This is a genomic window from Pseudomonas sp. TSO6, from assembly GCF_056098905.1.
The window spans coordinates 105,536-124,108 of record NZ_JBLZWV010000033.1; the positions used below are offsets into that span (position 1 = coordinate 105,536).

At 61.5% G+C, this 18,573-nt stretch carries 16 protein-coding genes and 1 pseudogene; 10 read left to right on the top strand and 7 right to left on the bottom strand.

Annotation, left to right across the window (positions count from 1 at the left end; translation table 11 throughout):
• Positions 1 to 145: 145 nt before the first annotated feature.
• The 4 genes from ACN6NG_RS13385 to ACN6NG_RS13400 form a co-directional block, all read right to left on the bottom strand.
• A complete protein-coding gene (locus tag ACN6NG_RS13385; RefSeq protein ID WP_063424175.1) occupies positions 146 to 823 on the bottom strand; it encodes a DUF3313 domain-containing protein in 678 nt (225 codons plus the stop codon).
• Positions 824 to 967: 144 nt separating this feature from the next.
• On the bottom strand, positions 968 to 2,263 hold the full coding sequence (locus ACN6NG_RS13390; RefSeq protein WP_474314401.1) for an NAD(P)/FAD-dependent oxidoreductase: 1,296 nt from the start codon (positions 2,261 to 2,263) through the stop codon (positions 968 to 970).
• A 13-nt stretch (positions 2,264 to 2,276) separates the two neighbouring features.
• Positions 2,277 to 3,365, bottom strand: a complete 1,089-nt coding sequence (locus ACN6NG_RS13395) for a polyamine ABC transporter substrate-binding protein (RefSeq protein ID WP_016499592.1) — start codon at positions 3,363 to 3,365, stop codon at positions 2,277 to 2,279.
• A 66-nt stretch (positions 3,366 to 3,431) separates the two neighbouring features.
• Positions 3,432 to 4,790, bottom strand: coding sequence for a glutamine synthetase family protein (locus ACN6NG_RS13400; RefSeq protein WP_016499593.1), 1,359 nt, complete (start codon positions 4,788 to 4,790; stop codon positions 3,432 to 3,434).
• 183 nt (positions 4,791 to 4,973) lie between these two features.
• Between ACN6NG_RS13400 and ACN6NG_RS13405 the strand changes: the two genes are divergently transcribed.
• Positions 4,974 to 5,873 (top strand): helix-turn-helix domain-containing protein, encoded by a 900-nt coding sequence (locus tag ACN6NG_RS13405; RefSeq protein WP_016499594.1) that lies wholly within the window; start codon positions 4,974 to 4,976, stop codon positions 5,871 to 5,873.
• Between the two features lie 171 nt (positions 5,874 to 6,044).
• A complete protein-coding gene (locus tag ACN6NG_RS13410) occupies positions 6,045 to 7,955 on the top strand; it encodes an AAA family ATPase (RefSeq protein ID WP_474314405.1) in 1,911 nt (636 codons plus the stop codon).
• A 453-nt stretch (positions 7,956 to 8,408) separates the two neighbouring features.
• Here the strand turns inward: ACN6NG_RS13410 and ACN6NG_RS13415 are convergent, their stop codons facing one another.
• Positions 8,409 to 9,794, bottom strand: a complete 1,386-nt coding sequence (locus ACN6NG_RS13415; protein WP_474314407.1) for an aldehyde dehydrogenase family protein — start codon at positions 9,792 to 9,794, stop codon at positions 8,409 to 8,411.
• Positions 9,795 to 9,901: 107 nt separating this feature from the next.
• On the opposite strand from ACN6NG_RS13415, the gene ptrR reads away from it, so the two are divergent.
• The 4 genes and pseudogenes from ptrR (at position 9,902) to ACN6NG_RS13435 (ending at position 12,538) form a co-directional block, all read left to right on the top strand.
• Positions 9,902 to 10,771, top strand: a complete 870-nt coding sequence (gene ptrR, locus ACN6NG_RS13420) for a putrescine utilization regulator PtrR (protein WP_474314409.1) — start codon at positions 9,902 to 9,904, stop codon at positions 10,769 to 10,771.
• Between the two features lie 133 nt (positions 10,772 to 10,904).
• Positions 10,905 to 11,348 carry a carboxypeptidase regulatory-like domain-containing protein gene (locus tag ACN6NG_RS13425; protein ID WP_229608909.1) on the top strand — a complete coding sequence of 148 codons (444 nt, stop codon included), beginning with the start codon at positions 10,905 to 10,907 and terminating at the stop codon, positions 11,346 to 11,348.
• A gap of 253 nt (positions 11,349 to 11,601) precedes the next feature.
• Positions 11,602 to 11,820, top strand: a pseudogene (locus tag ACN6NG_RS13430) (phytanoyl-CoA dioxygenase family protein); the annotation flags it as partial.
• 196 nt (positions 11,821 to 12,016) lie between these two features.
• Positions 12,017 to 12,538: an acyloxyacyl hydrolase gene (locus tag ACN6NG_RS13435; RefSeq protein WP_474314412.1), complete on the top strand. Its 522-nt coding sequence runs from the start codon at positions 12,017 to 12,019 to the stop codon at positions 12,536 to 12,538.
• Between the two features lie 156 nt (positions 12,539 to 12,694).
• Here ACN6NG_RS13435 and ACN6NG_RS13440 read toward each other — a convergent pair whose 3' ends face one another.
• Positions 12,695 to 13,585 (bottom strand): universal stress protein, encoded by an 891-nt coding sequence (locus ACN6NG_RS13440; RefSeq protein ID WP_474314414.1) that lies wholly within the window; start codon positions 13,583 to 13,585, stop codon positions 12,695 to 12,697.
• 169 nt (positions 13,586 to 13,754) lie between these two features.
• Between ACN6NG_RS13440 and hisN the strand changes: the two genes are divergently transcribed.
• Complete coding sequence (hisN, locus tag ACN6NG_RS13445; protein WP_063424184.1) at positions 13,755 to 14,546, top strand: histidinol-phosphatase; 792 nt, start codon at positions 13,755 to 13,757, stop codon at positions 14,544 to 14,546.
• 103 nt (positions 14,547 to 14,649) lie between these two features.
• Positions 14,650 to 15,381, top strand: a complete 732-nt coding sequence (locus ACN6NG_RS13450; protein ID WP_063424366.1) for a hypothetical protein — start codon at positions 14,650 to 14,652, stop codon at positions 15,379 to 15,381.
• A gap of 99 nt (positions 15,382 to 15,480) precedes the next feature.
• Here the strand turns inward: ACN6NG_RS13450 and ACN6NG_RS13455 are convergent, their stop codons facing one another.
• The gene (locus tag ACN6NG_RS13455) at positions 15,481 to 16,365 is read right to left on the bottom strand and encodes an alpha/beta hydrolase (RefSeq protein ID WP_063424185.1); all 885 of its coding nucleotides are present in this window, start codon (positions 16,363 to 16,365) and stop codon (positions 15,481 to 15,483) included.
• A gap of 380 nt (positions 16,366 to 16,745) precedes the next feature.
• Here ACN6NG_RS13455 and benR point away from each other — a divergent pair, with 380 nt between their 5' ends.
• Positions 16,746 to 17,702, top strand: a complete 957-nt coding sequence (gene benR / locus ACN6NG_RS13460; protein ID WP_063424186.1) for a benABC operon transcriptional activator BenR — start codon at positions 16,746 to 16,748, stop codon at positions 17,700 to 17,702.
• 94 nt (positions 17,703 to 17,796) lie between these two features.
• Positions 17,797 to 18,522, top strand: coding sequence for an RHS repeat-associated core domain-containing protein (locus ACN6NG_RS13465; protein ID WP_081237937.1), 726 nt, complete (start codon positions 17,797 to 17,799; stop codon positions 18,520 to 18,522).
• Positions 18,523 to 18,573 lie beyond the last annotated feature (51 nt).

Consider the following 18,573-nt stretch of genomic DNA (forward strand, 5'->3'; position numbering starts at 1 on the left):
GGTCTTTTGTGGGAGCGGCCTTGCGTCGCGAAAGGGCCGCAAAGCGGCCCCAGCACTTTGTATATCAAGGCTTGAATCCTGGGGCTGCCTCGCAGCCCTTTCGCGACGCAAGGCCGCTCCCACAAGTATTGTGTTCGGGCGGCCCTTAGCGGGCTTTCTGCTTGGCTTCAATGAAGCTGGCGCGCATGTCCTTGGCCCAGCCATCCAGTACCGGCTTGACGTCATTCAGGGTCAGCTTCTGGGTATCGTTCTCCAGTTCCTGGCCCGCGCCTTTGCGTACCACCTGGGCCAGCACTTTCTGGCTGGCACCGTCCAGGAACGCCGCCTCCACGCCGACATCCACGTCCTGGTCACGGCCGCCCGTGGCGGTGTTCACGCCTGCGGCGATCAGCGCGATGGGGATCACCTCATAGGGTCTGAGGCCCTCGTTGCTGGTAGACACTGCCGTGATCGCCGGCCGCACCACGATCACGCCCGGGCCAGGCCCGTTGGCCAGCGGCATGACACCACCGATTTCACGCCGCAGCGCTTCGTTGAAGTAGCGGGTGATTTCCCCCAGTGTCTGCGCGGAGATGACCGGGGTGGGCTGCGGTTTGGGGTAGAACTGGCTGGGCTCGATGAACACCTGGCTGTACTGGTTGATGTTGACCTTGGGGTCGATCCAGCGCATTACCGGGGCACCCGACGGGCTCTTGGCTTCTTGCAACCGGCTGTAATCCTTGAGGAAGCCGGAGTAATCCTTGGGGTCCACGCGATTGCTGGAGCAGGCGCCCACGGCAAGCAGTGCGGCGCACAACAGGGTAATGCGAGGCAGTGATTTCATGATGAAGGCGTATCCATGAGAGTTCGGCCAGAACAACGCTAGCAGCTGCGCCGCAGTTGGCCAGTGGGCGAGTTCAATCCCTTGTGGAAAAGGCGAAAAGTGGCGGCGCCCGATTTCCCGGGCGCCGCGTGGTTTGCGGTGAACTCAACCCAGCGCTTCGCGCAACCGGTACCACAGCATGCCCATTGCCAGTAGCGGCGAACGCAGGGCCTTGCCGCCGGGGAATGTCAGGTGGGGCACGGCGCTGAAAACGTCCAGGCCTTGGCTGTGGCCCAGGGCGATGCTTTCGGCCAGCAGTTTCGCCGTCCAGTGCGTCACGTTCAGCCCGTGCCCGGAATAGCCCTGGGCGTAGTAAACGTTTGGGTGCTGGCTCAGGCGCCCGACCTGGGGGAAGCGGTTGGCTGTGATGCCGATCATGCCGCCCCACTGGTAGTCGATGCGCACGTTGGCCAGTTGCGGGAATACCTTCAGCACCTTGGGCCGCATGTAGGCGGCGATGTCCTTGGGGTCGCGGCCGGAGTAGTGGCAGGCACCGCCGAACAGCAGGCGGCGGTCTGCGGTGAGGCGGTAATAGTCCAGGCCGACCTTCTGGTCGCACAGCGCCATGTTCTGCGGGATCAGGGTCGCAGCCAGTGCTACGGGCAAGGGTTCGGTGGCGACTACGTAACTGCCGGCCGGTAGCACCTTGCCGCTCAGCCGCGGTTCCAGCTCATCGAGGTGGGCATTGCAGCCCAGCACCAGGCTGTTTGCCCGCACCTTGCCACGGGCCGTGTGCAGGGTCACGCGGGGGCCGTGCTCGATTCGCAGTACGGGGCTTTGTTCGAAGATGCGCACGCCCAGGCTATGCGCGGCACGGGCTTCGCCCTGGACCAGATCCAGTGGGTGCAGGTGGCCCGAGCCCATGTCTACCAAGCCGCCGGCGTACTGGTCGCTGGCGACGATTTCGTGCAACTGCCCAGGGCCTACCAGACGGGTTTCAGGGCGATAGCCAAGCGTTGCCAGGTCATCCTGCTCGTCCTTGAAAGCGGCGAACTGCTCGGCTGTGTTGGCCAGTTCGCAGAAACCCCAGCGCAGGTCGCAGGCAATGCCGTACTGGGCAATGCGGCTGGCCACCAGCGCCACCGAATCGATGCCGGCCTGCTTCAGGTAGCGCACGCCGTCCTGACCGACATGCCGGGTAAAGCCGCTGACGTCATGGCCGATGCCGCGAATCAGCTGGCCGCCATTGCGCCCGCTGGCGCCCCAGCCGATGCGCCGGCCTTCCAGCAGCACCACCGACAAGCCGCGCTCAGCCAGTTCCAGGGCGGTGTTGACGCCGGTCAGCCCGCCGCCGACCACGCACACATCGGCCGTCAGTTCGTCGTCCAGGCTGGGGTAGGGCGCCGCGTTGCGTGCCGTGGCAGCGTAGTACGAAGCAGTGTGTTGGGAATCGAAAGACATGGGCGTTCTCGGCTCAGCGGTTGGACTTGATCTTGCTCCAGGAGCGGGTCATGACACGCATGATCTTCGGGCTTGGGGTGCTGGAGATGTACAGCTTGTCCAATACGTCCTGGGGTGGGTAGATCTCGGGGTTGTGCACCAGCGATGCATCCATGTAGGCCTTGGCGTCCGGGTTGGCGTTGGCATAGCCGACCGTGGCACTGACTTTGGCGATCACTTTCGGGTCGAGCAGGTAATTGATGAAGGCCAGGGCCTGGTCGGGGTTGCTGGCGTCCTTGGGGATGGCCAGCAGGTCGAACCACAGGTTGCTGCCTTCCTTGGGAATGCTGTAGGCGACTTTTACGCCGTTCTTTGCTTCAACAGCGCGGTTGGCGGCCTGGAACACGTCACCGGAATAGCCAAAGGCCACGCAGACGTCGCCATTGGCCAGGTCGGACACGTATTTGGATGAATGGAAGTACGTGATGTAGGGGCGCAATTCGAGCAGGCGTGCTTCAGCCTTGGCGTAGTCCGCCGGCTTTTCGCTGCGCGGGTCCATGCCCAGGTAGTTGAGTATTGCCGGGAACAATTCGTCGGGCGAGTCCATGAAGGCCACGCCGCACTGCTTGAGCTTTTTCAGGTTTTCGGGCTCGAACAGCACCGCCCACGAGTCGATATGGTCGACCCCCAGTGCCGCCTTGACCTTGTCGACGTTGTAGCCGATGCCGTTGGTGCCCCACAGGTAGGGCACCGCGTACTGGTTGCCGGGGTCGTTCTGTTCAAGCTGCTTGAGCAGCTTGGGGTCCAGGTGTTGCCAGTTCGGCAGCTTGCTGCGGTCCAGCGGCAGGAAGGCGCCAGCCTGGGCCTGGCGGGCGAGGAAGTGGTTGGACGGCACCACCACGTCGTAGCCGGTGCGCCCGGCCAGTAGCTTGCCTTCCAGGGTTTCGTTGGAGTCAAACACGTCATAGACCACCTTGATCCCGCTGCTGGCCTGGAAGTCAGCCAGGGTGGTGTCGCCGATGTAGTCGGTCCAGTTGTACACACTGACCGAGGGCGTGGCCTGGGTGGTGGTGGCGAACAGCAGGGTGAACGCAGCGGGGATCAGGGCTTGCAGATGACGCATGGGGACACCTCGTTGGTTTTGTTCTTCGAGTTCGGTGTACGGGGGCGCAAAGCGCCCCGGGGTGGGTCAGACGCTCATCATCAGGAACTCACGCTCCCAGGAGCTGATGACCCGCTTGTAGTTCTCGTGCTCGGCACGCTTGACCGCCACATAGCCCTGGACGAATTGCTTGCCCAGGTACTGCTGCACGGTCTCGCAGTCTTCCATGTGCTGCAGGGCGTCTTCGATGGTGATCGGCAGGCGCAGGTTGCGCCGCTCGTAGGCACGGCCTTGTACGGGTGCACTGGGGTCAAGCTGCTCGACCATGCCCAGGTAGCCGCACAGCAGGCTGGCAGCGATCGCCAGGTAGGGGTTGGCGTCGGCGCCCGGCAGGCGGTTTTCCACCCGCATTGCCTCTGGGCTGGAGGTGGGCACGCGCAGCCCGGCGGTGCGGTTTTCTTCACCCCACTCGACGTTCACCGGTGCCGAGGTATCTGGCAGGAAGCGGCGGAACGAGTTGACGTTGGGCGCGAACATCGGCAGCAGCTTGGGGATGTACTTCTGCAAACCGCCGATGTGGTGCAGGAACAGCTGGCTCATGCTGCCATCTTCATTGGCGAAGATTGGCTTGCCGGTGGCGATGTCGACCACGCTCTGGTGCAGGTGCATGGCACTGCCCGGCTCGTCGGTGATCGGCTTGGCCATGAAGGTGGCGGCCACGTTGTGCTTGAGTGCAGCTTCGCGCATGGTGCGCTTGAACACGGTGATCTGGTCGGCCAGGTCCAGCGCGTCGCCGTGGCGGAAGTTGATCTCCATCTGCGCCGGGCCGTCTTCGTGGATCAGCGTATCCAGGTCCAGGCCCTGGATCTCGCACCAGTCGTAGACATCCTCGAACAGCGGGTCGAATTCGTTGGCGGCATCGATCGAGAACGACTGGCGACCGCTTTCGGCACGGCCAGAACGCCCCAGCGGCACCTGCAATGGCAAGTCCGGGTCTTCACAGCGCTTGGTGAGGTAGAACTCCATCTCAGGCGCGACGATCGGCTGCCAGCCCTTGTCGGCGTAGAGCTTGAGCACTTTCTTCAGCACGTTGCGCGGCGACAGTTCGATGGGGTTACCTTGCTTGTCGAAGGTGTCGTGGATCACGATCGCGGTGGGCTCGATCGCCCACGGGATCTGGTAAACGGCGGAGGGATCGGGCCGGCAGACCATGTCGATGTCGGCGGCATCGAGCAGGTTGTAGTAGATGTCATCGTCAACGTAGTCGCCGGTGACCGTCTGCAGCAGCACGCTTTCGGGCAGGCGCATGCCACGCTCGTGGAGGAACTTGGCGGTGGGCGCGATCTTGCCGCGGGCGATGCCGGTCAGGTCGCTGATCACGCATTCGACTTCGGTGATGCGGTGTTCTTTCAGCCAGGTGTACAGCTGATCGAAGGGGGCGTTCATACAGACCTCTTGGTTGGGTTTTAGTGTGGGAGCAATGCTGCTCGCCAATGCCATGGCAAGGCGAACAAGGCGTTGTACTTCCCAGGTGACGCACTGGAGACTATCTTGGTCGCAGCCCCCCGGGCCGATCTATCCATTTTCTTCGGCAAGCAATGCACCAAAAGAGTGCAACTAGGATCTCGCGTGACAACGCCCAATGCGCTGCAAGTCCAAGCCTTCCATACCACCGACGTCTCCGAGCAAGTGCGCGCTACCCCCGGCTGGCAGCAGCAGTACCGGCAGATGTCGCCGGGGCATTTCAGCGGTGAGCTGCGCTGGCTGGGGATGGATGGCGTGGAGGTGTACGAGGAGCGCTTGAACACCCGCGTGGAGCAGTTTTTCCGTGCGCCGAGCGGTTCACTGGCGTTCTGCTTCGACCGCAGCGAAAACAGCCTGTACCTGCTGAACGAGCAAAGCCGCAACATCTGGATCACCCCGGAGAACTACCAGGAAGTGGCAGTGGTGTTCGACCAAGCCTTCCTGGCCCGCCATGGGCTGGACCCGCAACGCCTCGAAGGGTTGTTCATGGTGCCGCTGGGCAGTGGGCAGAACGCATTGTTTGGCAGTTGGCTGAGTGCCACGCTGACCCGCCTCGGGCAGGCCGACTGCCCATTGCAGGGGCAGGCCCTGGCGGAACAACTGCTGGAGGATTGCCTGTTCATCCTCGATAACGCCAGCCAGCGCCTGCAGGGCATAGCCTTGGGGCGGCGCGACGAGGAACGGGCGATCATGCGCCGGGTCAGCGAGTGGGCGGCGGACTGCCCAGAAGAGACGTTGAACCTGGTGGAGCTGGCGGATGTTGCCGGGGTCTCGTTGCGCCAGTTGCAGCAGGCGTTCAAGGCATTTACCGGCATGCCGCCTGCCCAGTGGCTGCGCTTGCGCCGGCTGAATGGCGCCCGTCGCGATCTGTTACGCGATGGCAGGGCGACCGTGGCCGAGGTCGCGATGCGCTGGTCATTCTGGCATTTAGGAAGGTTTTCAGAGAGTTATCGGCAATTGTTCAAGGAGTTTCCGAGCGAGACCTTGAAGCGGAGCAGGGGCTAAGGTAGCGAAATAGTTGTTGGCCTCTTCGCGGGCTTGCCCGCTCCCACAGGGACCTGAGGCGATCCTGTGGAAGGGGGCGCGCCCGCCAGGAGGTCGGCCCAGCCAGCACTGAACTCAGCATCTCACGCCGAAAGTTGCTATCGTGCCGCCCTGATCCAAACCGAGGTGCCGATGTTCTACCTGCCTTTGCCCAGCGACCAGGCCGACCGCCTCGCCAGCGAACCCAAAACCGACTTTTTCACCACTGCCAGCGTCCTCGAAGCCGCCGCAGTGTTGTTCGCGCAAAACCTGCCGCGCCAGCCCGCCACCGCCTCGGCCGACGCGCAAGAGCGCCGTTTCGCCGAAATCGTACGCATCGCCAACGAAGTTGAAAGCGCCGCGCCTGGGCGCTTTCAAAGCCAGGTAGCGCAGCACTTCGATCGTGAAGCCTTTGCCATGGGCCTGGGCATGCTGGGCGAAAACGGCATTGCTCTGCTGTCGGCCGAGGTGCAGTACACGCTAGACGAACTGTTGGATACCGAAGGCCAGTGGAATTTCCAGTTCGCCGACACCTACCGCCAGCGGGCCACACCGCTGCATCCGGTGTACCTGCCGTCGCTGGCCACTGATCTGATGCTCAGCGACCAGCAGAACCGCCTGCTGCGCGAGTTTCTCAGTGGTATCGACGAGTCAGTGGCGGTGCAGGGCTTTGCTGGCACTGGCAAGACCTTCCTGATTCACCAGTTCGCCCGCCTGCTGGAACCACAGCGCACGTTGCTTCTGGCTTTGACCGAAAGCCAGTTGCGCGCCTTGCAGGCGCGGGTAAAGGACGCTGCCGCCTACACCGCGCTGACTTTCGGTCAGTTGGCTGACGAGCTGCTCAACCGCGACCTCACCAACAACGGCTGGCGTCTGCGCGACCCGTATCGCACCAAACTGTCATGGCGCCCGCAGAATGAGCAGGTTGTACGCTGGCTGGCCATCCCTGACATCGGCCCGCTCGCCGCGCGCGATGTGGTTGCCTTGTGCGTTCGCGCCGTGCGCACCTTCTGCCACAGTGCCGATACCCAGCTTCAGCTGCACCATTTGCCCTGGGCCGGGCCGGGTACTTCGCCGCTGGATCAGGAGGTACTGCTGGAAAAGGCCCGCCTGTATTGGCAAGAGCTGATTCGCCCGTCCGCGCGGGAAGTCCAGCTGCCGGTGCGCGACTACCACCGGGTCAAGTTGCTGTCGTTGACCGGTTATGTGATCGATAGCCGCTACACCCACGTGATCGTCGACGAGGCTCACGAGCTGTCGGCACCGATGCTTGCCGTGCTGGACCGCAGCCCGCAGTCGATCATTGCGCTGGGCGACGAGTTGCAGAACCTCAACGGCCTCAGCCCGCACCATGGCAGCTTCATCCGCCAACGCTACATCGACCATTCCCTGCGTGCCGGGCCGGCGATGGACAATGTGCTCAACCCGCTGATTCAGGCGCACCCGGCGGCGATCCAGGCAGCCTTCAGTGGCAGCGCCGAGCATTACACGCGGGTCAGTTTCTTCGATACGGTAACCGTGCCGGAACAGCCCACGGCGCTGATCGTCGATGACGAATGGGGGCTGTTTGGCTGGTTCCAGCGCCTGACGCACCAAAGTGTGCCGTTCGTATTGCTGAAAAGCGCGCGCAAGGACTTCGAACTGTTTGTCGAGGACTGCATCGAGCTGTACCGCTTTGGCACTCGACCGCGTCACCCGATGTTGTTCCGCTACGCCAGTTGGCAGGCGCTGGAGCAGGACAAGGGCGATGACAAGGCGTTTGTTGCCGTGGCCAACATGCTGCGCAAAGGCTATACGCCGGAGCATTTTGCCAAAGCCAAGAGCCGTTACCGCTGGGACAAGGCGCCGAAGTTGTTCCTGGGGCGGGTGCGGGATGTGAAAAACATGGAGTTCGCCCGGGTGATGGTGTCGCCGGAGCTGATGGTGGCGCCGCAGGTGGCGGGCAACCGCAATGAGCGGGCGCGGATGCTGGCGGGGCTGTATACCGCCTGTTCGCGGGCGCGGCATGAACTGATCGTGCCGGGGGGGATGCTGGACTGGGTCAAGGACCAGGTTCGGGACTGAGGCATCTGGGGCCGCTCTGCGGCCCATCAGGCAAAATTGCCATCGGTGATATCCGCACCTGTGAGCAGACCATCCTCGATTACCTGATCTAGCCGCCGAACCGGGCCAAGGAGGCACTGGTTTCAAGCCAACCTGTAGGAGCAGCCTTGTGCTGCGAAGAGGCAATAGCTGGCGAAGATGATCTTTTGCCTTGCCGGCCTCTTCGCAGCACAAGGCTGCTCCTACAAGGAAATGGCAAGCCTGAGCGATTGAGCCATTGCCGGCAGAACTGCCATGGGGGATATCCACACCGGTGAACCATTTGATACGGCCAAGCTTTTCAGCTCTGAGTACCTTGGAAAAGCTTGACCGCCAACAGAGTATCTACAGGATTACGCGATCTCCTGTAGTCGCGGCCGTGCCGTGGCGCCGGACCGGTCGGAAAGGGCTGCAAAGCAGCCCCAGGGTCGTGAATCAGTTACGGTCCAGCCACACTGTCTGGGCATTGGTGAACTCGCGCACGCCAAAGTGCGACAGCTCACGCCCGAACCCGCTCTTCTTCACGCCACCAAACGCCACACGGGGGTCGGAAGCGCAGTAGCCGTTGATGAACACGCCACCGGTATCCAGTGCCGCAGTCATGCGCTCGGCCAGCGCATAGTCGGCGGTGTAGATGGTCGCGGCCAGGCCGAAATCGCTGTCGTTGGCCAGTTCTACCGCATGCTCGGCATCACGTGCCGTGATGATCGCGGCCACCGGCCCGAACAACTCCTGCTTGAATGCGGTCATTTGCGGGGTGACGTTGGCGAACACGGTCGGCGCATAGAAGTTGGCCACGCCTTCGACCTTGTTGCCGCCCAGCAACAGGGTGGCGCCTTCGGCGAGGGTCGCCTGAACCTGGCCGTCCAGCTCGTCGCGCAGGTCGTAACGGGCCATCGGGCCGATGTAGGTGTCGTCTTCCAGCGGGTTGCCGACTTTCAGCTCGCGGGTTGCTTCAACGAACTTGCGCGTGAACTCCTCGACAATGCTGTCTTCCACGATCAGGCGTTTGGCCGCTGCGCAGACTTGGCCAGTGTTCTGGTAACGGCCAATGACTGCGGCCTTGACGGCGGCATCCAGGTCGGCGTCGGCCAGCACGATGAACGGGTCGGAGCCACCGAGCTCCAGTACACACTTCTTCAGCGCGGCACCGGCCTGGGCACCAATCGCCATGCCGGCACGCACGCTGCCGGTCAGGGTCACGGCGGCGATACGCGGGTCGTTGATGGCGCGGGTGACGCCATCCGGGGTCACGTTCAGCACTTCGAACACGCCATCCGGCAGGCCGGCATCCTTGAACAGCTCGCCCAGCAGGTAGGCGCTGCCCATCACGTTCGGCGCGTGCTTGAGCACGTAGGTATTGCCTGCCAGGATCGCTGGCACGGCGCCGCGCAGTACCTGCCAGACAGGGAAGTTCCACGGCATCACGGCCAGGATCGGGCCGAGCGGGCGGTATTCGATTCGGGCTTTTTCAACCTGGGTCGGCTCAGCGGCAAGCATGGCCGGGCCGTGTTCGGCATACCAGCGGCACAGGCCGACGCACTTGCTGACTTCGCCACGGGCCTGGGCAATCGGCTTGCCGATTTCGCGGCTGATCATCTGGGCAAAGGCTTCGGCCTTGGCTTCGAGGGTGCTGGCCAGGGCGAGCAGGTACTCGCTGCGCTGACCCAGCGACACTTGGCGCCACTGGCCGTAGCCAACCTTGGCACGTTGCAGCGCCGCTTCCAGTGCGGCGTCGGTGTCGAACGGGTAGGCGCCGATCTGCTCGCCGCTGTACGGGTCGAGGGAGATGGCGTGGGTCAGGCTGCTGATCGCGCTCATGGCGGGACACTCTCGTTGTTGTTAATCAGTGACGCCAGACTAGTGGGCTATGGCTTTAATGAAAACTGAATAATAATGAGCGAAACATTCACGTTTGGAGAAAGGCTGTGGACCTGGTGCAACTGGAGATCTTCAAGGCCGTGGCAGAGCAGGGCAGCATCAGTGCCGCCGCGCAGCACATCCATCGGGTGCCGTCCAACCTGACCACGCGCATCAAGCAACTGGAAGAAGACCTGGGCGTGGAGCTGTTCATTCGCGAGAAAAGCCGCCTGCGCCTGTCGCCTGCAGGCTGGAATTTTCTTGAATACACCCGGCGCATCCTCGACCTGGTGCACGAGGCGCGCCTTACCGTGGCCGGTGAAGACCCGCAGGGCACCTTTGCCCTCGGTTCGCTGGAAAGCACGGCAGCGGTGCGCATCCCGGCTTTGCTGGCGGCGTACAACCAGCGCTACCCCAAGGTAGACCTTGACCTGTCCACCGGGCCATCCGGGACCATGCTCGAAGGCGTGTTGTCTGGCCGGCTGGTGGCCGCGTTCGTCGACGGCCCGGTGCTGCACCCGACACTGGAAGGCATGCCGGTGTTTGAAGAGGAAATGATGGTCATCGCGCCGCTCAACCATGCGCCAGTTACGCGCGCCCAGGATGTGAACGGTGAGAGCATCTACGCCTTCCGTGCCAACTGCTCGTATCGCCATCACTTCGAGAACTGGTTCGTCAAGGACCAGGCAGTGCCGGGCAAGATTCACGAGATGGAGTCGTACCATGGCATGTTGGCGTGCGTCAGCGCTGGCGCAGGCCTGGCCATGATGCCGCGCAGCATGCTCGACAATATGCCCGGGTGCAGCACGGTCAGTGCCTGGCCTATGTCGGAAGATTTTCGCTACCTGAAAACCTGGCTGGTCTGGCGGCGGGGCGCGGTATCACGCAGCTTGAGCATGTTCGTGAAACTGCTTGAGGAAGGGCGTACAACCTATTGATCAGTATCTAAATTTACATTCGATTGATGGGTTAGTGCCGAATGTCACGATGACGACCATGCATCAGCCAGAACACCAATACCCCGGGAGGATCAGATAATAGGTAAGCCATCCTCTAAAGGAGGGTCGTACCATGCGTAACCATCACTATGCCCTCGGCGCGGCGTTGCTGATCACCCTGGCCATGCCATGGACCCTGGCTGCTGCTGCCGATCTCAATGCCCCCATCGACATGCAGGCCGTGCGGTTGCAACCGCAGGAGCAGAACGGCGTGCGCTATTTGCAAGGTGGTATTGGCCAGGATGAGGCCAATGCGCTGCGCAAAACCACCGGCTATGACTTGCACGTGGAGCTTTCCACTGGCCCAGAAGGCAAGTTCCAGAGTGGTGCCACAGTCGACATTCAGAATGCACAAGGCCAGCCCGTGCTCAGCGTCACAGATGCCGGGCCGCTGCTGTATGTGCAGTTGCCTCCCGGCAAGTACAAGGTCACTGGCAATGCCCAAGGTGAGACGGTGCAGCAACTGGTGACCGTGAACGGCAAGGCCCCCGCGACCGTGAACCTGAACTGGCGTTGATCAAAAAAATACGGCAGGAGTACGGATGTACTCCTGCCTGAGAGGAGCGCATCGCCATGAGCCTGGATCTTCAGCTGGAGATGTTGAACGAGCGGGGCTATGTGTTACTCCCCGGTGTGCTCGAACCCCTGCGTATCGCCCTGTTGCGCTGCGCCATCGCAGCTGCCCGACTGGCTAGGCGCGAAGGGCGATTTCACCCAGCCTGCACAAATACTGACTGCTGAGCTGTACCTCAGCGACATCGACCACAACAGATGCGCTGGTCTTTCGCAGCGATGTCTGGCACAGCGGCGGAGCCAATCGCAGCCAGGCTCGCGAGCGCGACATGCTGCAAGTGCATTACGGCAGGCGCATGGTCGCGCAGAAGTTCTCGCCGTACTTGAACTGGCGTTTCAACCCTCAGGTGCTGGAAGAGGCAACGCCCCGGCAAAGGCGCTTGCTGGGCGAACATGAAGAGGCGGAATACGACTGAGGCGCGGAGCACGAGAAGGCACATCTTGAGCAAGCGATTTAGCCAATAGTGGCAATACACTTTCAACTTTCTGATCATCTGGACAATAATCAAAAAACTATTACTTCGTGTGACCGGTCTGGATGCACCGGTTCACTCTAAAAATCGAGGGGCCAAAGCCCCCGCTTGCTTTGTAGACCATCAGGAGAAGTCATTGATGAAAACCCGTCTCGCTGCGTCGCTGGCCGCTGCAGTGCTGGCCTTTGCAGGGGCCAACCTGGCCCAGGCCGCGCAGGTATCCGGCGCCGTTGGCGCCACCAGTCAAGGCGACATGACCTACCGTATTGGCCTGTCCTTCGATTGGGACAAGAAGTGGCTGGAGAGCAGCACTGGCTATGTGACCGGTTACTGGGATGCTGCCTACACCTATTGGGAGGGCGGTGACGCCAGTGGGGCGCACTCGCTGTCCTTCAGCCCGGTGTTCACTTACGAGTTCAGTGGTTTTACCTACACGCCGTACATCGAGGCCGGTATTGGCCTGGCGGCGTTTTCCAAGACCGACGTGGGTGACCAGCGCATGGGATCGGCGGTCAACTTCGAAGACCGCATCGGTTTCGGCCTGAAGCTGCCTGGGGAGCGGAAAGTCGGGATTCGCGCGATGCATTATTCCAATGCGGGAATCAAGCAGCCAAACGACGGTATTGAGTCCTACTCGCTGTTCTACAGCAAAAGTTTCTGAAGTAGGGGCCGCTGTGCGGCCCCAGCCTTTCAGTACGTATACGAAACCCGGCCTGCACCGTCCGAGGTGCACCCGCCGGGTCGGCGTAGGTGCTGGATCGTTGCCAGCCTCCTCGCGTATCAAACCACCTAGAGGCCGGCCAAGGCATGCCAACGCTCAGCGAACGGCCTTGATCGCCAGCACATTGCACAGCGGGTGTTCCAGCACATGCGCAGTGGTCCCACCCAGGTATGTCTGCATGGCGTCATGCCGATGGCTGCCCATCACGATCACATCTGCCCGGCTGTGGCCGACAAACTCGGCAATGGCCCTGATAGCTGGGCCTTCCAGGAAGTGCCGACGCTCCAGCGGGATCTGGTGATGGTCACCCAGCCGGTTGAACGCCGCCCGCTGCGCAGTGCGCACGCTGCCGTCGAAGCCGGGCATGGTCACCGTACCGGCACCGAAGTCGGCAATATGGGTCTTGAACGCGTCGCACACATGCAGCAAGTGCAACTCGGCGTTGCACTGCAGGGCCAGGGCACGGGCACTGTGGATCACCTGCTCGTCCAGGTGCTCGCCAGCACCGTGGCTGTTAAGGTCTACTGCCGCGGCAATCTGCCGGGGCAGGGGCAGGCGGATGTCGCTGACCAGATGCACGGCAACCGGGCTGTCCTTGAGCAACTGCCAATCCAGTGGCGTGACCAGCAGGCGTTTGAGCACCGGTTCGTGCTGCACGTCCTTGACCAGCAAATCGCAGCCTTGCCGTTCGACCCGCTCCAGCGCGCTGCCCAGCGGGTCGCGAGTCAACAACAGTTCGGTAGACACGTCCAGGCCAGCATTGCCCAACTGTTCAGCCTCATCTGCCAGCCACTGGCGGTTGTCACTGAGCAGCCGCTCACGCTCGCGGCCATCGCTCATCAAGCCAAAGGTGTCGACATCGTCGACGAAAACGTTGATATCCAGCAGTGCACCGCTGGACTCCGCCAGCGCCGCCGCGCGTTGCAGCGCTGGCGTATGGCGCATCTGCGGGCCGAGCATGACAAACAAGCGCTTGAACTGGCTCATCTCACACCTCCACGTGTGGCAGCCCCCCGGTTACCTGGTTCTGTTCAGTCTAGACCCGTGTGCGCCCGGTCAAACCGATCAGGCTTTTTTCACCTGCGCCTGCCTGAGTGCGGCTAGCGTCATGTGTCGGGTATGATGCGTGCCCCATCATTGTCACGAGGCCTGTCCCATGTCCCTGAGCGCTGAACAGATCGGCGAATTTTGCGCTTTCGCCGAGCAGTTGGCCGACGCTGCCGCAGTGGCGATCAAGCCATACTTTCGCGCCAGCCTGGATGTCGAGGACAAGGGCGGGCGCCTGTACGACCCAGTGACCGTGGCTGACAAGGCGGCCGAGGACGCCATGCGCGCGCTGATCCAGGCCCGCTACCCGGACCACGGTATTCTTGGTGAAGAGGCGGGCGTGGCCGTCGGCAGCAGCCCGTTGACCTGGGTGCTCGACCCGATCGACGGTACCCGTGCCTTCATCACCGGCCTGCCGTTGTGGGGCACGTTGATTGCCCTGAACGATGGCACGCGCCCTGTGGTTGGCGTGATGAACCAGCCATTCACCGGTGAACGCTTTGTCGGTACCCCTGAAGGTGCCTGGCGCAGCGGTACGCCACTGAAAACCCGTGCCTGTGCCGACCTGGCTTCGGCCACGCTGATGTGCACCACGCCGGACATGTTCGATACCGCCGAGCGCAAAGCCGCGTTCGAGGCCGTTGCCGGCAAGGCGCGCCTGATGCGCTACGGCGGCGATTGCTATGCCTACTGCATGCTGGCCTCGGGCTTTGTCGACGTGATTGTCGAAGCGAGCCTGCAGCCGTATGACGTACAGGCACTGATGCCGATCATCGAAGGGGCGGGTGGGGTGATCACTGCCTGGGATGGCAGCAGTGCACAGAATGGCGGGTGCGTTGTGGCCTGTGGTGACGCGGCGCTGCATGCGCAGATGGTAGAGATGTTGCGCCACGCCATGTGAGCCACCTATCCCCGATCACTGCACTTTTTACGATTTCCGGGCTCTATGCTTGGCCAGGCTGCACTGACCCCCGGTGCGGCCGCCGAATATCGACCCGGTGCCGATGGTTGCAAGCTCCCAGAATTTCCTCCCACGCCTGCTGCTGGCAGGCGCCCTCACATGCCTGTGCGCCTGCACCCAGGAGCAAGGCCGCGATATTGTCAGCCAGTTCGGCAACGGCAAACCCAGCGAGTTGTTCCAGACCAGCGTCGACCGCCTGGCCACGCTATCGATGCGCGACAACTTGCAAAGCCTGTACCTGCTGATGAACAAGCTGTACCTGCGCAACCCCAACCAGTGGAAGATGTCGGGCTATGTGGACGCTGCCACGGCCGAGCGGCAGATCCGCATGGCCATCGAACATCGTCAGCCCCTGCCGCAACTGGGCAACCGCCGTGACCTGGCGGCATTGAGCTACGCCCTGAGCCCGGAGTTTCGTGGTGATCGGGTAGGGGCTTTCATCTACGCCATCGGCAGCATGCTGATTACCGCGCACGGTGGGCGTACCGAGTTCTACATGACCGATACCATCGACCCGTTGTTTATCAACAATGCGGCGCGCAATATCGAAAAGGCCACCTGGATGCTTAGCCAGCGGCAGGACGCCAATGGGGTGTTGCTGCTGTTCTCCAACGAGATTTCGGAAGAGGGCAGCAACCTGAGTTTTGCCGTGGAGTTTGGCAAGATCGTTGCGCGGCTGGACCTGTTAGCCGAGTTGCTGGATGAACGTTATCGGCGGATTGGTTTGAATTACGCCCAAAGCCTGTTGCTAATGAATTTTTTGCCGGTGCAGTGAACCGTAGCCGTTGCGCAGGCCCTTGTAGGAGTGGCCTTGTGTCGCGAAAGGGGCGCGTAGCGGCTCCAGGTTTTCAGCCACCCAAGGCCATTGGTAGTTTCAGAGCAGCGCCTGTATTGCCTGCCTGTAACGCTGCCCGGCCAGGCTCATGCTGTTGTTATGGGTGGCCCCCGGCACCAGCAGCAATGTCTTGGGCTGCCGGGCTGCGTCGAACAGCTGCTGGCTGAAGCGAGGGGGTACAAAACGGTCATCCGTTCCATGCACCAGCAGCACTGGCAGGCCGATGTTGCCGATCTTGTCCAGCGAGTCGAACTTCTGCGACATCAACCAGCGCACCGGGAGGGAGGTATTGGCCACCGCTGCCGCGACATCGCCCAGGGAGGTGAAGGTCGACTCAAGGATCAGCCCGCGTGCCGGCGCCCCAACACCGCTTCGCTGCGCTTCACGTGTCAGTTCACTGGCCAGTTCCACCGCCACCGCGCCGCCCAGCGAATGACCGAATATCAGGCGTTTGCCGGCATCGGGCTGCAGCTGGGTAAAGCGTTCCCACGCAATGCGGGCATCTTCGTACACCGTGGCCTCGGATGGCAGGTCGCCCCGGCTCTGGCCAAAGCCACGGTAATCCACGGCCAGCACCGAGTAGCCCATGGCATGCAGCTGCTCGATGCGGAACAATTGGCCGGTAAGGTTCCAGCGCACGCCGTGCAGGTAGAGCACCGCCGGGGCATTGGCGCGTTTGGCCGGCCACCACCACGCGTGCAGGCTCTGGTTATCGCTGAAGCTGCGCGGGCGCAGGTCGAGCTCTTGCACCTCGCTGGGCAAACCGCGGAACCAGCTGGCTTGGCCAGGCTCGATGCGGAACACCAGTTCGCGCTCCTTGTGCTGCAGCATGGCGCAGCTGGAGGGTAAGCCAATAACCAGCAAGGTGGCACACAACCAGGTGAGCCAGCGGCGGCGCAGGTGGGTAAGGAAGAGGGTAGGCATGTGCGCTTTCTAGCAGATGCACTGCGCCGGGTGTTGAAAAAGTGACCGAATGGCAGGGTGGTTTGGTTGCAAGCTGTTTCTGGTAGAAATGGAATATTACCGGCCTCGCGCGCGTGTACTCCCGAAGCGGCCGGTACAGGAAAATACTGTTCGATAAACGAACGCCAGCTGCATCTGGCTTGTCCGCTATCCGCCCATCCAATCCCATCGCCGCATTGCTCAACCGCGGCCTTTTTGCTGTAGTGTGGCCATTCACCGGTTGTCGCCTGCCCCCGCTATCCGCAACCGACCCGATAGAATGACCGTGATGACCGCGACCACCGCTCACAAGGCCGTAGGAAGCGGCGACCAGAACAATAACGATACCGAGTGCCTTGCCTATGGAAAGCCGCCTGCTGAGCGAGCGCAGTAGCGTGTTTCACCACGCCGACCCTTATGCTGTGTCCGATTATGTGAACCAGCATGTAGGCCAGCATTGCATCGGACTGTCACGCACCACCCATCCCCAGGCCAGCCTCAGCCACCGCAAGTTTGCCGAGCTCGACCTGTGCCGCATCAGCTATGGCGGCAGCGTGCGCGTTACCTCACCGGCGCTGGAAACCATCTACCACCTGCAAGTGCTGCTGAACGGCAATTGCCTGTGGCGCGGGCACAAGCGCGAGCAGCACCTGGTGCCGGGCGAGCTGCTGCTGATCAACCCGGATGACCCGGTTGACCTGACTTACTCGGAAGACTGCGAGAAGTTCATCCTTAAAGTGCCCACCCGGCTGTTGGACTCGATCTGCGACGAACAGCGCTGGCACCGGCCAGATGGGGGCGTGCGGTTCTTGCGCAATCATTACCGGCTGGATGAGCTGGATGGCTTCGTGAACCTGCTGGCCATGGTTTGCCACGAGGCGGAAGTGGGCGATTCACTGCCCAGGGTGCAGGGCCATTACAGCCAGATCGTCGCCAGCAAGCTGCTGACCCTGATGAGCACCAACATCCGCCGCGAGAGCCTCAGCGCACCGCAGGCCGGCCTTGAGCGCATTCTTGATTACATCGAACGCAACCTGAAACTGGAGCTGTCCGCAGAAGTGCTGGCGGAGCAGGCCTGTATGAGTTTGCGTTCGCTGTATGCGCTGTTTGAACAGCACCTGAGCACCACGCCCAAGCATTACGTGCGCCAGCGAAAGCTGGAGCGGGTGCATGCCTGTCTCAACGATCCGACCTGTGGCGTGCGTAGCGTGACAGAGCTTGCGCTGGATTACGGCTTCCTGCATTTGGGCCGGTTCTCCGAGGTGTATCGGCAGCAGTTTGGTGAGCTGCCTTCGCAGACGTTCAAGCGGCGGGGGTGACGCCCTCCAGCTTGGCGACCTGGTATTTCTGCCAGTTGTTTATATTTCATGTGCAACCCACCATTTGCTTTATTTCGGGTAAAAGGTGGCAACCATGTCAACGTCGCGGATTTCCTTTCGTTTACTGCAGTACACGGTTTACGGGCATGATGGAGGCGAGGATTGCTCATCAGTGCTGCGCTTCAACGGGAATAGAAAAGACCCTGTTACAGGACACTACTTGCTTGGAAACGGATATCGCGCTTTCAATTCTGTCCTGATGCGTTTCAATGCGCCAGATAGCTTGAGCCCGTTTGATGAAGGGGGTCTCAATGCGTACTGCTACTGCAGTAATGACCCCGTGAACAATGTGGACCCAAGTGGTCACTTCGGGTTTTTCCTCAATGGCGGCCTATTTACAACACGATGGGGACTACGGTCGGCTGCATCCTATGTGCTGGGTCCAAAAGCACCAAGGCTAAAAACCCTTGGTGTGAAGAAGGCTCTATCTGAAGTAGATCCTGCTTTGCCGGCTAGGGTAAAACATGCCGAAAAAAATCAGTCCTGGGGGCAGAGTGATGTAAAGCGACTAGAGAATGCTTGGGTTTGGCTGCAAGGCAGAGCGTATCGCTTCGAGTTCGCTGAGAAATACTTTGCGGCTGAAGGTTTCCCATTGGAAGCACAAGCAGCTCATGAGACACGCAAGGAGATTTTAGTTATCAAACAATGGGTTGAGAAACAATTCGTGAAAGCTAATGATGTGTTCAAAAAACGCCTGTTCGACACTTTGCCATTTTCTGAACCCACTGAGCAAATCCCCAAAGTACGTAACGGTGGATAGCACTCTGCACAATACGGATAGTCCCCCGCCAGTCGTCTCCCTAACCTGACC